Annotated in this window: 13 protein-coding genes; 7 read left to right on the top strand and 6 right to left on the bottom strand. The window is 64.7% G+C overall.

Features of this window, described 5'->3' with window-relative positions; genetic code table 11:
- The first annotated feature begins 665 nt into the window (after positions 1-665).
- From QJT78_RS18540 to QJT78_RS18525, 4 genes are all read left to right on the top strand, one after another.
- Positions 666-2,237, top strand: a complete 1,572-nt coding sequence (locus tag QJT78_RS18540; RefSeq protein WP_028153609.1) for an ABC transporter ATP-binding protein — start codon at positions 666-668, stop codon at positions 2,235-2,237.
- Positions 2,221-3,312 (top strand): ABC transporter permease, encoded by a 1,092-nt coding sequence (locus QJT78_RS18535; protein ID WP_028153608.1) that lies wholly within the window; start codon positions 2,221-2,223, stop codon positions 3,310-3,312. Before QJT78_RS18540 ends, QJT78_RS18535 begins: the two co-directional genes overlap by 17 nt.
- Positions 3,299-4,216, top strand: coding sequence for an ABC transporter permease (locus tag QJT78_RS18530; protein WP_038944481.1), 918 nt, complete (start codon positions 3,299-3,301; stop codon positions 4,214-4,216). The genes QJT78_RS18535 and QJT78_RS18530 overlap by 14 nt, the downstream gene beginning before the upstream one ends.
- Before the next feature lie 75 nt (positions 4,217-4,291).
- Positions 4,292-5,368, top strand: coding sequence for a BMP family ABC transporter substrate-binding protein (locus QJT78_RS18525; RefSeq protein WP_038952753.1), 1,077 nt, complete (start codon positions 4,292-4,294; stop codon positions 5,366-5,368).
- A gap of 109 nt (positions 5,369-5,477) precedes the next feature.
- Here QJT78_RS18525 and QJT78_RS18520 read toward each other — a convergent pair whose 3' ends face one another.
- On the bottom strand, positions 5,478-6,827 hold the full coding sequence (locus QJT78_RS18520) for an 8-oxoguanine deaminase (protein ID WP_038944479.1): 1,350 nt from the start codon (positions 6,825-6,827) through the stop codon (positions 5,478-5,480).
- Between the two features lie 151 nt (positions 6,828-6,978).
- Between QJT78_RS18520 and QJT78_RS18515 the strand changes: the two genes are divergently transcribed.
- Together QJT78_RS18515 and QJT78_RS18510 are read left to right on the top strand one after the other, a co-directional pair.
- Positions 6,979-7,806 carry an FAD binding domain-containing protein gene (locus QJT78_RS18515; RefSeq protein ID WP_028153604.1) on the top strand — a complete coding sequence of 276 codons (828 nt, stop codon included), beginning with the start codon at positions 6,979-6,981 and terminating at the stop codon, positions 7,804-7,806.
- On the top strand, positions 7,803-10,529 hold the full coding sequence (locus QJT78_RS18510) for a molybdopterin cofactor-binding domain-containing protein (protein ID WP_028153603.1): 2,727 nt from the start codon (positions 7,803-7,805) through the stop codon (positions 10,527-10,529). The genes QJT78_RS18515 and QJT78_RS18510 overlap by 4 nt, the downstream gene beginning before the upstream one ends.
- Here the strand turns inward: QJT78_RS18510 and uraD are convergent.
- From uraD to QJT78_RS18490, 4 genes are all read right to left on the bottom strand, one after another.
- Positions 10,526-11,413: a 2-oxo-4-hydroxy-4-carboxy-5-ureidoimidazoline decarboxylase gene (uraD, locus tag QJT78_RS18505; protein ID WP_028153602.1), complete on the bottom strand. Its 888-nt coding sequence runs from the start codon at positions 11,411-11,413 to the stop codon at positions 10,526-10,528. The two genes, QJT78_RS18510 and uraD, sit on opposite strands and share 4 nt — an antisense overlap.
- Positions 11,414-11,418: 5 nt before the next feature.
- Positions 11,419-12,354 (bottom strand): allantoinase PuuE, encoded by a 936-nt coding sequence (puuE, locus tag QJT78_RS18500; RefSeq protein ID WP_028153601.1) that lies wholly within the window; start codon positions 12,352-12,354, stop codon positions 11,419-11,421.
- Entirely contained in the window at positions 12,355-12,768 is a 414-nt protein-coding gene (locus tag QJT78_RS18495; protein WP_014493672.1) for a DUF3830 family protein, read from the bottom strand.
- A gap of 89 nt (positions 12,769-12,857) precedes the next feature.
- Entirely contained in the window at positions 12,858-13,145 is a 288-nt protein-coding gene (locus QJT78_RS18490) for a hypothetical protein (protein ID WP_028153600.1), read from the bottom strand.
- Between the two features lie 252 nt (positions 13,146-13,397).
- Here QJT78_RS18490 and QJT78_RS18485 point away from each other — a divergent pair, with 252 nt between their 5' ends.
- A complete protein-coding gene (locus QJT78_RS18485) occupies positions 13,398-13,613 on the top strand; it encodes a hypothetical protein (protein ID WP_028153599.1) in 216 nt (71 codons plus the stop codon).
- Positions 13,614-14,156: 543 nt separating this feature from the next.
- Here QJT78_RS18485 and QJT78_RS18480 read toward each other — a convergent pair.
- Positions 14,157-14,657, bottom strand: a complete 501-nt coding sequence (locus QJT78_RS18480; RefSeq protein WP_038944474.1) for a hypothetical protein — start codon at positions 14,655-14,657, stop codon at positions 14,157-14,159.
- Positions 14,658-15,087: the final 430 nt, after the last annotated feature.

Genomic DNA, 15,087 nt, shown 5'->3' with positions numbered 1-15,087 from the left:
GATGGTGATAACCTGTTTCACGGAACGGTCCCTCCTTTGTGGCGTTCGAACAACGACCACGTTCTAGCACTTTGATGCTGTTGGAGCGGGCCGTTCCACCACATCAAGTTTGGACACGTAAAAATGAACGCCCCTTGGGTGCGACACTTGCGCCGATCTCCCGGAGTGAGAAGCCTCAACTTCTTTCAAGGCATGCCGCTTGTTTCGGCAGGAGGCGGCCTTTCAACCCGGGAATTCGAGGATTTTTTCCGTTTCGCTGTTGCGTGCGTGCGTGACGCGATGCCGAACATTCCCGTTTGAATTCATTTGTCTTTTGTGGCGGCGCAAGAATGCAGACACGATTGACGACAGCGACCATTGGCCCGGTCGGGAATTGCATACGCGCGCCGGCGCAACTTTGCTCAACTTCACGTCAGGCCTGCACAGCGGGTTCCGATTTGGTTTGAGCCGTCACAAATTTGCAACAGGCGTCTCTCGCAGGAGGCCGCCGCAATGGCTCTCCCTGATGTCGGCTGGAGACGGTCATCGACTGACAAGGGCCGCGACTCGCGCCACAGACCGCCTGCCGAAGCGTTGAGCAAGGGATGACGCTTTTTCACATCTTACGCGACGGTTCAAACTAGCCCACAATTGAGGCAGTTCACCCCGTGCCAGCGCATCAGCGAATGCTAGATCAGACGTCCAACGACCTGCATTCCGGCGAGCCCCCTCTGCTTCAGACGATCGGGCTCACCAAGCGCTATGGTGATTTCCTCGCCAACGACTCCATCAGCATCGAGATCCAGCCGAAACAGATCCATGCCCTGCTCGGCGAGAACGGCGCTGGCAAGTCGACGCTGGTCAAGGCGATCTACGGGCTGATCCAGCCCAGCGCCGGCGAGATCCGCTGGCAGGGCCAGCCCATCGTGCTGTCGGGTCCGTCGGAGGCGCGCAGCCGCGGCATCGGCATGGTGTTCCAGCATTTCTCGCTGTTCGACAATCTCACGGTCGCCGAGAACGTCGCGCTCGGCCTCGACGGCAGGGAATCCTTCAAGGACATATCGGCGCGGCTGGAGCAGGTCTCGAAGACCTATGGACTGCCGCTCGATCCCAGGCGCGAGGTCTGGCAACTCTCGGTCGGCGAGCGCCAGCGCATCGAGATCGTCCGCGCGCTGATGCAGGATCCGAAATTCCTGATCCTGGACGAGCCGACCGCCGTGCTGACACCACAGGAAGCCGACCAGCTCTTCATCGTGCTGGAACGCCTCAAGGCCGAGGGCCGCGCCATCCTCTACATCAGCCACAAGCTCGACGAAGTGAAGCGCCTCTGCGACACCGCCACGATCCTGCGCGGCGGCAAGAAGGTCGAGACCTGCAATCCCCGGCTCGAGACCGCGGCCTCGCTCGCGCGGATGATGGTCGGCGGCGAGATCAAGGAGGTGAGAGCACCGGCAGGCCGGAAGACCACCGTGCCGCGACTCGTCGTCAACGACCTCTCGCTCGCGCCGAGCGAGGCGCATGGCGTACGGCTCGAGCACATCTCGTTCGAGCTGAAGGGCGGCGAGATCCTCGGCATCGCCGGCGTCGCCGGCAACGGCCAGGACGAGTTGTTCGCCGCGCTCTCCGGCGAGCGCATGTCGAACGACCCCGGCACCGTCGTGATCGAAGGCATCGCCGCCGGCCACCTCTCGATCACGCAGCGCCGCAAGCTGGGCGCGGCGTTCGTCCCGGAGGAACGGCTCGGCCACGGCACCGCGCCGCGCATGAAGCTCTCGGAGAACGCGCTACTGACCGGGCACGCCGCCAGCGGCATGGTCCATCACGGCTTTATCGACACCGCGGCCACGCTGAAGACCGTGGACCGCGCGACCGAAACGTTCGACGTGCGCAAGGCCAAGCGGGATCCGGAAGCTGCGAGCCTGTCCGGCGGCAATTTGCAAAAATTCATCGTCGGCCGCGAGATCCTGCGCAACCCCGCGGTGCTGGTGGTGAGCCAGCCGACCTGGGGCGTCGATGCCGGCGCCGCCGCCGTGATCCGTCAGGCGCTGCTTGATCTCGCAACCGCAGGCGCCGCCGTGCTCGTCACCAGCCAGGATCTCGACGAGCTCGCCGAAATCGCCGACCGCATCGCCGTGATGTTCCATGGCCGGCTGTCGGCGCCGCTTGCCACGAGCGAAGCCACGCGCGAAAAACTCGGCCTGTTGATGGGGGGCAGCAGCCTGGAGCCGAAGGAGGCCGAGCATGCAGTTGGTGCTTGAGAAGCGTGTCGAGCGCTCCAACACGATCGCGCTGGTCTCGCCGCTGATCGCGATCGGGCTGACGATCGCGACCATGATCATCCTGTTCGCGATCCTCGGCAAGAATCCGCTTCTCGCTCTGCATGCCTATTTCATCGCGCCTTTGACCGACGGCTATTCGCTGCAGGAGATCGCGGTGAAGGCGACGCCGCTGGTGATGATCGCGATCGGGCTGTCGCTCTGCTATCTCGCCAATGCCTGGAACATCGGCGCCGAAGGGCAATTCCTGATCGGCGCGGTCGCCGGAAGCTGGATCGCGGTGAAGACGCAGGGCACCGATGCCGGCGCCTGGGTACTTCCGGTCATGCTCGTGCTTGCCGCCGCCGCGGGCGCGCTCTATGCGCTGATCCCGGCGATCTGCAAGGTGAGGTTCGGCGCCAGCGAAATCCTGACCAGCCTGATGCTGGTCTATGTCGCCGACCTCTTTCTCGACTATCTCGTACGCGGCCCCTGGCGCGATCCGCACGGCTTCAACTTCCCGACGACGGCGGAATTCGATCCTGTGGCGACAGTCCCGCTGCTGATCGAAGGCGGCCGGCTGCATCTCGGCTCGATCATCGCCCTGCTCGTCGTCGCGGCCGCCGCGATCCTGCTCGGACGCACCATCAAGGGCTTCGAGATCCGCGTGGTCGGCGCGGCGCCCCGCGCCGCACGGTTCGGCGGCTTCAACGCCAACCAATTGGTCATCCTGACTTTCGCTGTGTCGGGCGCGCTCGCCGGGCTCGCCGGCATCATCGAGGTCGCGGGTCCGGTCGGGCATCTCCAGCCCGGCATCTCGCCCGGCTACGGCTTTACCGCGATCATCGTCGCCTTCCTCGGCCGGCTGAACCCGCTTGGAATACTAATTGCAGGCCTTTTTCTCGCATTGACCTTTATCGGCGGCGAGCAGGCGCAGATCGCGATGAAGATCCCGTTGGACGTCACCAAGGTTTTCCAGGGCATCCTGCTGTTCTACGTGCTCGCCTGCGATTCGCTCATTCTTTATCGCTTCAAGCTGGTTTTCCCGAACCGACAGGTGGCCCGTGGAACTGGTTGATGCCATCATCCTCGCGGTGCTCGCCGCATCGACGCCGCTCCTGATCGCCGCGACCGGCGAGCTCGTGACCGAACGCTCCGGTGTCCTCAATCTCGGCGTCGAGGGCATGATGATCGTCGGCGCGGCCTGCGGTTTTGCGGGTGCGTGGCTCACCGGCTCGATCTTCATCGGTGCGCTGTTCGGCATCGTCGCGGGCACGCTGATGTCGCTGGTGTTCGCGCTGATGACGCTCGGGCTCGCCGTCAACCAGGTTGCAACGGGTCTCGCGCTGACCATCCTCGGCGTCGGCCTGTCCGGCCTGATCGGCGCCGGCTTCGTCGGCGAGCGCATCACGCCCGCGATGCACCTCTCCATTCCCGGCCTCACGGACATGCCGCTGATTGGCCGGGTGCTGTTCGGCGAGGACGCCTTCGTCTATTTCTCCATCGCACTCGTTATCGGCGTCTGGTGGTTCCTGTACCGCACGCGCGCGGGATTGATCCTGCGTGCCTGCGGCGACAATCATGTCTCCGCGCATGCGCTCGGCTACCCCGTGCTGCGCATCCGCACCTTCGCCGTGATGTTCGGCGGCGCCTGCGCAGGCCTCGCCGGCGCCTACCTGCCGCTCGCCTACACGCCGTTCTTCATTCCCGGCATGACCGCGGGGCGCGGTTGGATCGCGCTGGCGCTGGTGGTGTTTTCGTCCTGGCGGCCGGGCCGGCTCGTGGTCGGCGCCTACCTGTTCGGCGCAGTGACGATCCTGCAACTGCATGCGCAAGGCTGGGGCGTCGGCATTCCCTCGCAGTTCATGTCGGCGCTGCCTTACCTCGCAACCGTCATCGTGCTGGTCCTGCTTTCCCGCGCGCGCACCGGCGGCTCGACCGCGCCGGCCGCGCTCGGCACAGTGTTCGTGCCTGACCGCTGATCTATTTCCGCGAGGAGCGCGATGGGGCGCGCACCTTGCGGATCGTGGCTTTCCCCTGATGTTTGGAGATTGATGATGAGGAAATCACTTCTTGCGCTGGCTGCCGGGCTTTTGCTTGCCGGAAGCGTCAGTGCAGCCTCCGCCGCCGACAAGCTGAAAGTCGGTTTCATCTATCTGGGTCCGATCGGAGACTTGGGCTGGACCTACCAGCACGACCTCGCGCGCCAGGCCCTGGTGAAGGAGCTGGGCGACAAGATCGAGACCACCTATCTCGAGAACGTGCCCGAAGGTCCCGACGCCGAGCGCTCCATCGAGCAGCTCGTCCGCGCCGGTAACAAGCTGATCTTCACGACCTCGTTCGGCTACATGGACCCGACGCTGAAGGTCGCCAAGAAATATCCGAACGTGCATTTCGAGCACGCCACCGGCTACAAGCGCAACCCGAACATGTCGACCTACTCGGCCAAATGGTGGCAGGGCCGCTACATCCAGGGCCTGATCGCGGCAAAAATGTCGAAGTCCGGCGTGCTCGGCTATATCGGCTCGTTCCCGATTCCGGAGGTCGTCTCCGGCATCAACGCGACGATCCTGGCGGCGCAGACCATCAACCCGAACATCAAGGTCAAGATCATCTGGGCCAATACCTGGTTCGACCCGGGCAAGGAGGCCGACGCCGCCAAGGCGCTGATCGACCAGGGCGCCGACGTGATCATGCAGCACACGGATTCGCCCGCGGCAATGCAGATTGCCAGCGAACGCGGCAAGCTCGCCTTCGGCCAGGATTCCGAGATGATCAAGTTCGGGCCGAAGACCCAGCTCACCTCGATCCTGGACACCTGGGGCCCTTATTACATCGAACGCGTCAAGGCCGAGCTCGCCGGCACCTGGAAGTCCGAGGACAGCTGGGGCGGCCTCGACAACCACATGTTCGCGATGGCGCCCTACACCAATATGCCCGACGACGTGAAGAAGCTCGCCGAGGATGCCCAGGCCGCGATCACAGCGGGCAAGCTGCATCCGTTCAAGTGCCCGGTCATTGGGCAGGACGGCAAGCCGGTCGAGTGCAAAGGCGGCGATCACCTCGATGACGGCCAGATCCTCGGCATGAATTTCTACGTCAAGGGCATCGACGACAAGCTTCCTGGCAAGTAGCACGCCTCTTGCATTGCCTAGATCACCTGCTCCTCCCGGAGGAGGTTCGGAGGGGGTGGCCAGAAGCACCCGGCACTTGTGGTCGCCCCCTCTTTCTTTTTTGCCCGGATTATCCCGCCTGCATCGCCCGCGCCGCGGAACCGTGGCGGCGGATGAGATCGGGAACATCCAGTCCCGGGATCGCGCCGTCGATCACGGCCCATTGTCCCGCCACCATCACCCGGTCGGCCCGATGCGCCCCGCACAGCACCAGCGCTGCCAGCGGATCGCCATGGCCGGAGAAGCGCAGTTCGTCGAGCCTGAACAGGGCGAGATCGGCCGCCTTGCCGACGGCGATCTCGCCCAGTTCCGGCCGGCCGACGCAGGCTGCCGAGCCCTTGGTCGCCCAGCGCAGGGCATCCTTGTGGCTGACCTTGGCCACTCCGTAGCGCGCCCGCTGCAGCAGAAACGCCGCCCGCACCTCCTGCATCAAATTCGATCCGTCGTTCGAGGCCGAACCGTCGACGCCGATGCCGATGCCGACACCGGCCTCCTCCATCTCGCACACCGGGCAGCAGCCCGACGCCAGAATTTGATTGCTGCACGCGCAATGGCTGATGGTTGTCTTCGCCTTGCCGAGCCGCTTCATCTCCTCCGCATTGAAGAAGATGCCATGGGCGAGCCACGTCCGCGCATTGAGCCATCCGCATTGCTCGAGATAGTCGAGCGGACGGCAGCCATACATCTGCTGGCAGAATTTGTTCTCGTCCTCGGTCTCGGCGAGATGGGTGTGCAGGCGGACGTCGAGCTTGTCGGCGAGATTGGCGGTGGCGCGCATCAAGGACGTCGTGACCGAGAATGGTGAACATGGCGCCAGCGCAATCTGCACCATCGCATCCGGGCCGCGCTGGTGATGCTTTGCGACCACGCGCGCGCTGTCGGCGAGGATCGTGTCCTCGTCCTGCACGACGCTGTCGGGCGGCAGGCCGCCGTCGCGCTGCGACAGGTTCATCGAGCCGCGCGTGAGCAGCACCCGGACACCGAGCCGTTTTGCAACCCCGACCTCGATATCGACGGACTCCTCGAGCCCCGCCGGGAACACATAGTGGTGATCCGTTGTGGTGGTGCAGCCCGAGAGCAGGAGCTCGGACATCGCCACGGTGACGCCGAGCTCGAGCGATTCCGGCGTCATCCTCGCCCACACCGGATAGAGCGCCTGGAGCCAGGGAAACAGCTCGCGGTCCATCGCCGCCGGCAGCGCCCGCGTCAGCGTCTGGTAGAAATGATGATGCGTGTTGATCAGGCCCGGCAGCACGACATGCTCGCCCGCGTCGAACACCGCGACATCCGCCGTCGCAGGCCTGCCGCCGGTCGGCACGAGCTCGACAATCCGGCCATCCCTCACCACGATCCCGCGCTCGGCGCCGTCAGCAAGGATGGCGAGGGGATCCCTGATCCAGATCGGCTTTGCGTCGCTCATGATCGTGGTCTCCTCACATCCGCTGATGACAAGGCCGGCAAGGCGGCCGCCGGCCCGATCACCTTCATGCTACGACTTGCTTGTTGCGACTTGGCTCCGGTCTTGCAAGACTCATCTGTACGATTCACGGGCGAAAAGCTTTGGCGCAGCCATGGATTTGAATACCATCACGACGGTGGCCCATCCGCAAACGCGCGCACAACTGCCCGCCTGGGCGGAAGGTGATGCTTGGCTCGCGGGTGGCACCTGGCTGTTCTCGGAGCCCCAGGTCCACCTGAAGCGGCTGATCGATCTCACTGACCTGAAATGGCCGGCGCTGACGATCACCGACACCCATCTCACCATCTCCGCCACCTGCACCATCACGCAGCTCGACGGTTTCGCCTGCCCGCTCGACTGGCTCGCAGCCCCGCTGATCGGCCAGTGCTGCCGGGCTTTCCTTGCTTCATTCAAGATCTGGAAGACTGCGACGGTCGGCGGCAATCTCTGCATGTCGCTGCCGGCGGGACCGATGATCTCGCTCACATCAGCGCTGGACGGGGTCTGCACCATCTGGAAGGCCGGCGGCGGTGAAGAGAAGATATCCGTCGTCGACTTCGTCATTGGCAACCAGCGCAACCGCCTGACGCCAGGCGATCTGATCCGGCAGATCGATATCCCGATTGCCGCGCTGAAGCGCCGCACGGCCTTTCGCCAGATCTCGCTGGCACCGGTCGGCCGCTCTGCGGCGCTTCTGATCGGCAGCCTGGACGGCGATGGCACGCTGACGCTGTCGGTGACCGCATCGACGGTGCGACCGATCCAGCTGTCCTTTCGCAAGGCTCCGGACGCGGGCGCGCTTCGCGACGCGATCGCGCAGCAGATCCCGGATGATCTGTACCACACCGACATCCACGGCAAACCGATCTGGCGCAAGCATATGACCCTACGGCTTGCCGAGGAGATTCGCGCCGAACTCGTCGGGGCAACGCCGTCATGAGTTTCGAGGTCAACGGCAAGACGTTTCCGCAAGAGCCGCGCGACGGCCAGTGCCTGCGCACGTTCCTGCGCGAGCTCGGCCATTTCGGCGTGAAGAAGGGCTGCGATGCCGGCGATTGCGGCGCCTGCACCGTGCTGCTCGATGGCGAGCCGGTGCATAGCTGCCTGATCCCGGCGTTCCGCGCCGAGGGGCGCGCCGTCACCACGATCGAGGGCCTCGCTGGCGACCACGGCGCGCATCCGATGCAGCAGGCCTTCCTCGACGCGCAAGGCTTCCAATGCGGCTTCTGCACCGCCGGCATGATCCTGACCTGCGCCTCGCTGAACCAGGCGCAGCTCACTGATCTCGGATCGGCGCTGAAGGGCAATATCTGTCGCTGCACCGGCTATCGCTCGATCGAGGACGCGCTGCTCGGCAAGACCAATGTCGAGGAAAGCGTCGAGCCCGGCACCGCCTTCGGCCGCAGCCTGCCGGCCCCAGCAGGCCCCGATGTCGTGCGCGGCAAAGCGCACTACACCTTCGACACGCAGATCGACGGCCTGCTGCACATCAAGCTGCTGCGCTCGCCGCACGCCCACGCGAAAATCGTGGCGATCGACAAGTCGGACGCGCTGCGTGTGCCCGGCGTGCACGCGGTCATGACGCATGAGGATGCGCCGTCGGTTCTGATCTCGACCGCACGGCATGAGAAGGACTGGATGGATCCGGAGGATACCCGCATCCTCGATGACGTCGTCCGCTTTATCGGCCAGAAGGTCGCCGCCGTCGTCGCCGAGAGCGAGGCCGCCGCCGAGGAGGCGTGCCGGCGGCTGAAGGTCGATTACGAAATCCTGCCTGCGCTGATCGACCCGGAGCAGGCGATGGCGCCGGGTGCACCTGTCATTCATCCTGACCGCACCACCGCGAACCGCATCGCCGATCCCCAGCGTAACCTCGCGGCGGAGACCCATGGCGAATACGGCGACGTGGCGGCGGCACTCGCGACGTCTGCCGTCACCTATGAGGCCACCTTCCACAGCCACCGCGTGCAGCACGCCGCGCTGGAGACCCATGGCGGCCTCGCCTGGCTCGATGCTTCCGGCGTGCTCAATGTCCGCACCTCGACGCAGGTGCCGTTTCTGACCCGCCGCGCGCTGTCGGACATCTTTGGGCTCCCCTTGGACAAGGTCCGCGTGTTCTGCGAACGCGTCGGCGGCGGCTTTGGCGGCAAGCAGGAGATGTTCGTCGAGGACATTCTGGCGCTCGCTACGCTCAAGACCGGACGACCGGTCAAGCTGGAGCTGACCCGCGAGGAGCAGTTCATCGCGACCTCGACACGGCATCCGATGCGGGTCCACATCAAGGCCGGCGCCGATGCCGACGGCCGGCTCACCGCGCTCCAGCTCGAGGTGCTCTCCAACACCGGCGCCTACGGCAATCATGCCGGCCCCGTGATGTTCCACTCGCTATCCGAGTCCATCGCGGTCTACAACTGTCCGAACAAGAAGGTCGACGGCTTCGCCGTCTACACCAACACGGTGCCGTCGGGCGCGTTTCGCGGCTACGGCCTGCCCCAAACGCAGATCGCGATCGAAGCCGCGATCGACGAGCTGGCACGGCAGCTCGGCATCAGCCCCTACGACATGCGCCGGCGCAACGTCGTCAAACTAGGCGATCCCATGCTGTCGCCGCCGCCGTCCGAATTTCACGACGTGCTCTATGGCTCCTACGGGCTCGACCAGTGCCTCGACCTCGTCGAACGCGCGATGCGGGCCGATGGCCCGCAGCCGGACCTGTCGCCGGAGTGGCTGATCGGCGACGGCGTCGCGCTGACCATGATCGACACGGTGCCGCCGGCCGGCCATCTCGCGGATGCGATGATCGCGCTCAATGACGACGGCGGCTTCGACCTCACCGTCGGCACCGCCGAGTTCGGCAACGGCACCAGCACCGTGCACCGGCAGATCGCGGCGACGACGCTCGCAACCACCGTCGACAGGATTCGCCTGCGCCAATCCGACACCGCCCATGGCGGCCACGACACCGGCGCCTATGGCAGTGCGGGCACCTTCGTTGCGGGCAAGGCAACGCATGCGGCCGCGATGCAGCTTTCGACCGAGCTGAAAGCGGCGGCCGCCAGCGCCTGGCTGTGCGCCGCCGCCAGCTGCACGCTCGACGACGAAGCCGTCGTCAGCGGCGTCCGGCGCATGTCCTTTGCGGAGATGGCGAAGCTTGCCCGCGAACGCGGGCAGCCGTTCGCGGCCAGCGGCAATTCCGAGGGGACGCCGCGCTCGGTCGGCTTCAACGTCCAGGGCTTTCGCGTCGCCGTGAACAAGGGCACCGGCGAGATCAAGATTCTCCGGAGCGTGCAGGCGGCGGACGCCGGAATCGTCGCCAATCCCATGCAGTGCCGCGGTCAGGTCGAGGGCGGCGTCGCGCAGGCGATCGGGGCGGCGCTCTACGAGGAGATGGTGATCGACGCGACCGGCCGCGTCACCAACCCGAAATTCCGCGACTACCACCTGCCCTCCTTCGCAGACGTTCCGCGCACGGAGGTCTTCTTCGCCGAGACGTCCGACACGATCGGGCCGCTGGGCGCCAAGTCGATGAGCGAGAGCCCGTACAATCCGGTCACCGCCGCGCTCGGCAACGCGATCGCGGATGCCACCGGCATCCGCTTCACCGCGCCGCCGTTCAAGCCGGACCGGCTGTTTCCGGCACTGCACGAGAAGTTTGGGAATTAACTTCCGCGATAGGTCGAGTAGCTCCACGGCGTGACCAGCAGCGGCACGTGGTAGTGATTTTCCGGCTCGCTGATCGCAAAGCGCAGCGGGATCTCGTCGAGGAACGGCGGGTCTGATAGCGGCACGTTGCGCTCGGCGTAATACTTGGCGACGCTGAAGCGAAGCTCATAGCGACCGATCGGCAGCGGACGGCCACCGATCAACGGCTGATCGGTACGACCATCGGCGTTGGTCACGGCGCGCGCGATGACGCGGCTCTCGCCGAGGCTCGCGAGCTCGACGAGCTCCACCGGGATGCCGGCTGCAGGCTTTCCGGCGTGATTGTCGAGCACATGCGTGGAAAGCCGGCCATGCACTTTCAGCTTGTCGTCGGCGACGACGAGCTGATCGAGCCGCAGCGCGGAGATGCGGCCGATCTCCTCGATCGCGCGCCGCGTCTCGGTCTTGGCGATATTGCGCAACCGCGTCTCGAAGTCGCGCAGCACGGAATCCCTGGTGTGACGGCGCACGCAGACGATATAGGGGAAGCCGAACTTGTCGCGATAGGCGTTGTTGACGCGCTCGAATGCCGCGTATTCTGCATCTGAGAGACGGTCGAGGCCGGCGCTGTTCTGCTCGTCGGTCGATTCTGCAGTGAGCCCCGCTGCACGCTGGGTCTTGTTGGCGAGATCGGGATGCGCCCGGATCAGCGCGAGCTGCACGTCGGGCTCGGCGCTCTGGATCGCTGCCATCAGCGCTGAGTGCAACTGGTTGATACCGGCGAACGGCCGCTGCCCGGCAAGTTTCTCCGCAATCCACGGTGAATATTCGACGACGTTGGCGAGGACCGCGACAAAGCCGGCCTGATCAGCAGCATTGAGATCGGCGAGCGAGATTTGCGCCATCGTCCTCACCCGATCTCGAATGCGTCGGCGGCAAGATGGGCATGCTTGTCGTGCCAGTGCTGCGCGATCTGGAGCCGCGTCGGCACCCAGACGCGATCGTGCTTGCCGATATAGTCGAGGAAGCGGATCAGTCCCGCGGCACGGCCGGGCCGGCCGGCAAGACGGCAGTGCAGCCCCACCGACATCATCTTCGGCGCGGTCTCGCCCTCGGCATAGAGCACGTCGAAGGCGTCCTTCAGATAGGTGAAGAACTGCTCGCCTTCGGCAAAGCCCTGCGGGTTGATGAAGCGCATGTCGTTGGCGTCAAGCGTATAGGGAATGATGAGCTGCTTGCCGTTCGCGCCCTTGACCCAGTAGGGCAGATCGTCGGCATAGGAGTCGCAGAGATAGAGGAAGCCGCCCTCCTCCATCAGGAGGCGGTTGGTGTTCATCGAGGAGCGCCCGGTGTACCAGCCGAGGGGCCGCGAGCCCGTCGCCTCGGTATGGACGCGAATGGACTCGGCGATCTCGGCGCGCTCCTGCGCCTCGGTCATGTCCTTGTGCTCGATCCATTTCAGGCTGTGGCTTGCAATGTCCCAGCCTGACTCCTTCATCGCCGCGACGATCTCCGGATTCCGCTTCAGCGCGGTGGCAACGCCGAACACGGTGGTCGGCCACTTCCGCTCGTCGAACATCCGCCACAGCCGCCAGAAGCCGGCGCGCGAGCCATATTCGAACATCGACTCGATATTGGCGTGGCGCTGGCCCGGCCAGGGCTGCGCACCGAGGACGTCGGACAGAAACGCTTCCGAGGCGCGATCGCCGTGCAAGATGTTGTTCTCGCCGCCTTCCTCGAAGTTGACGACGAACTGCACCGCGACCCGCGCGTTGTCAGGCCATTGCGGATGCGGCGGGTTGCGGCCGTAACCGCGGAGATCGCGCGGGTAGCGAGTATCTGTCACTCAGACTTCCTCGAAGCGGATCGGCAGGGCACCCTTCCAGAGCACGCTCTTGCCGAGGGTCGCGAGATTCTCGAGGCCCGAAGTCAGCGTGATGAAATGGTTGCCGGCGAGCTGGCCCATTTTGCTGGCGAAGTGTACGCCGCCATAGGCGAGCAGGATCTCGGTTTCGCTGATGCCGCCGGGATAGAGGATGATCTGACCCGGCGCGGGATAGCTGGTGTGGTTCTCGTAGCCGACGCCGAAATCGAGATCGCCGAGCGGCATCCACACGCCCTCGCCGCTCCAGCGCACATGGATGATGTGGCTTTCGAACGGCAGCGCCTTGCGGAACGCAGCGACGGTCTTGGGCGCCAGTTGCTCCTCGAAGCGGGCATCGAAGGTGAAGTCGCCGGCGCGGATAACGAGTTTGCTCATCTCATCTCTCTGGATCGGGGGCCAAAGGCCCACGGGGAATTTTCAAGCAAAGAGCATTCCATCGGGCTTCGCGCAAGTGGCGCGGCCCGTCATCTGCGGTCGTAGGACCAGCCGAAAATACCACTCCGCCGCACCTCCGGCTCGGGCTCGGCGGCGGGCGCGGCCGAAGGGGGCGCCTCCTTCAGTTCCGCCTCTGGCGGAGGTGGAGGCTGCGCCGGCAGATTCTCGCATTTCATGGAGTAGACCAGCTTGCCGTCCGCGGTCCGCCCGATCGGGGCGCACGGGTCTGGATGCGCTGCCGAGGTCTTTGGCGTGAGCTTAACCTGCGCGGCCGCCGGCGAGGCGATCAGGAGAAGGACCAGCAGATATTTCGACATCGTTGTCGCCTGAAAACTCAATTCGCCTCATTGAACCGGATTGCCAGGGGCAAGTCCACCGGCGCTGCGGGCACGATTGCCGAATATTTGGCCGGGGCTAGAAAATTTGCTCGCCCCAACGTGATGGCCGCGCTTCGGATCGTGAAACCGGCCCGGCTGATATCCGGCAGGACACATCGCCATGTCAGCCACGACCGCGAACACAGAGACATTTTTCTCACAGCCTGAATCACCGTCACGGGAGAAACAACCATGCGAAAGACCTTTGCCATTGTCGGCGCCACCCTGATTGCCGCCGCCACCATCCAGAGCGCCGCCGCGAGCGACCGCCACCACAGAAGCAAGGCCCAACCCGCCCCGATCACCCAGTCGGTCCGCGACTCCAACGCGTTCTGGCCATCGCAGTCGACCACACCCGACTGGCAGCGCTACGCCAACGGCGCGCTGTCGGCACCGGCGGGGCGGTGATGCGGGCGTAGAACGCGGTTGCTGCGACGCTCCCGTGTCCCGGACGCGCTGCAACGCGCAAGCGTTGCTGCGCAGAGCCGGGACCCGGAAAGCGACACGGTAGAATGCGGAGAGTAGAATGCGGAGACATGGGCCCCGGCTCTGCAGTACACCGCAAGAGCGCTGCGCTGCGTCCCGGGCACGAGACGGAGTATGAGGCAGCGGCGGCGTCCTCCAAGTGCCATTGTCATTCCCCGCGCAGGCGGGGAATCCAGTACGACGCAGCCTCTCGGCTCAATCACAGCCGTCTCTGGAATGCTGGATCGCGAGGTCAAGCCGGGCGATGACAGCGAGTGCTGCAGACGCACCAATGGCCGACGCGCTGACAGTCGCAGACCCTTTGGGTGGGCGGCCCGTCGCCCTCGGTCATCGTGTTCGTTCCTGTTGCGTCGCGACAGGATAACTCGCTTCCGCTTTTGGCGGCATAGCGAACCTTGCCCGGACTTGCCGGTAGGTCAACCGAATGACCCCAACCGGACTTTGGCTGCGGGCCTCACGCATGCGCTACGCGGTTCGGGATGAACCCTGCATGACACGCTTGACCACCATGGCCGCGATCCCCGCGAGCACGGCCTTTGCCTGCGGGGACGCAAGTATGTCGATGATCGGGTTCGACGGCTGGGCTTGCTCGTGAGGCTGGGCATCGCCACTGGCGAGGATATCCCGGAGCTGACCGGGCCTCCCATGCAGATCGGTGAGCACCTCGCCCAGTTCCTTTGGTTCGGGGGCCACTTGTCCCGGTAGCGGCACGCCGCGCGCGGCGGCTCGCTCCTGCAGCATCTTCACGAACGCCGCCCGTTCTTCCGGCGAAAGCTTGCCCAACGCTTCTATCGCTGCCTGCGCGTACTGGTCAGACGGCACTGCGTGTGACACATCACCATACCGTTTGAGAACCTCCTGATCGGAATAACCCTCCGACGGATTTCCTTGTTCGTATCGATCAACGAAATCCCGATACTCTTTCTGGCGTTGCCCACCGCCCATTAACTCGTCAAGGATACCCATGTACAGCTCCTCCTTGCGTGATTAGCTCAGGCTGCTTGCCACAGACAACGACACGTTTCCCTTGCGCAACATACGAGCGATATCGGCGTTACGCGCAAGATACAGGCGAAGAGTGCAGTCGCTCCGATAGTTGCTACTTCCAGGGTAAACCCACGTTGAGAGTATTGACCTAGGTCAAAGAGTCATGGCGGCCGTACAAACTGAATGTTTTGCTTGTGAGGCGTGAGTGGACATTCCACGCGCGTGTCGCAACGATCGCTATTGTCCCTGCTGAAGCTTTTGGGTCCGGCCAAATGTGCGGTTTGCGCCAAAACGGGCTGCACTGACGGTCCTCGGATTACGGCATTCGCCACATCGCGCCCGCCGTTTGTGTACCGGTTCGCATTAAATAAATCGGGAATGCGCGATGGCAAATGGTCGCAAGGGTCGC

The organism is Bradyrhizobium sp. Mp27 (genome assembly GCF_029953005.1).
Taxonomy (GTDB): domain Bacteria; phylum Pseudomonadota; class Alphaproteobacteria; order Rhizobiales; family Xanthobacteraceae; genus Bradyrhizobium; species Bradyrhizobium barranii.
Note: the sequence above shows the minus strand (reverse complement) of the source record. Positions and strands in the feature narration are given on the sequence as shown.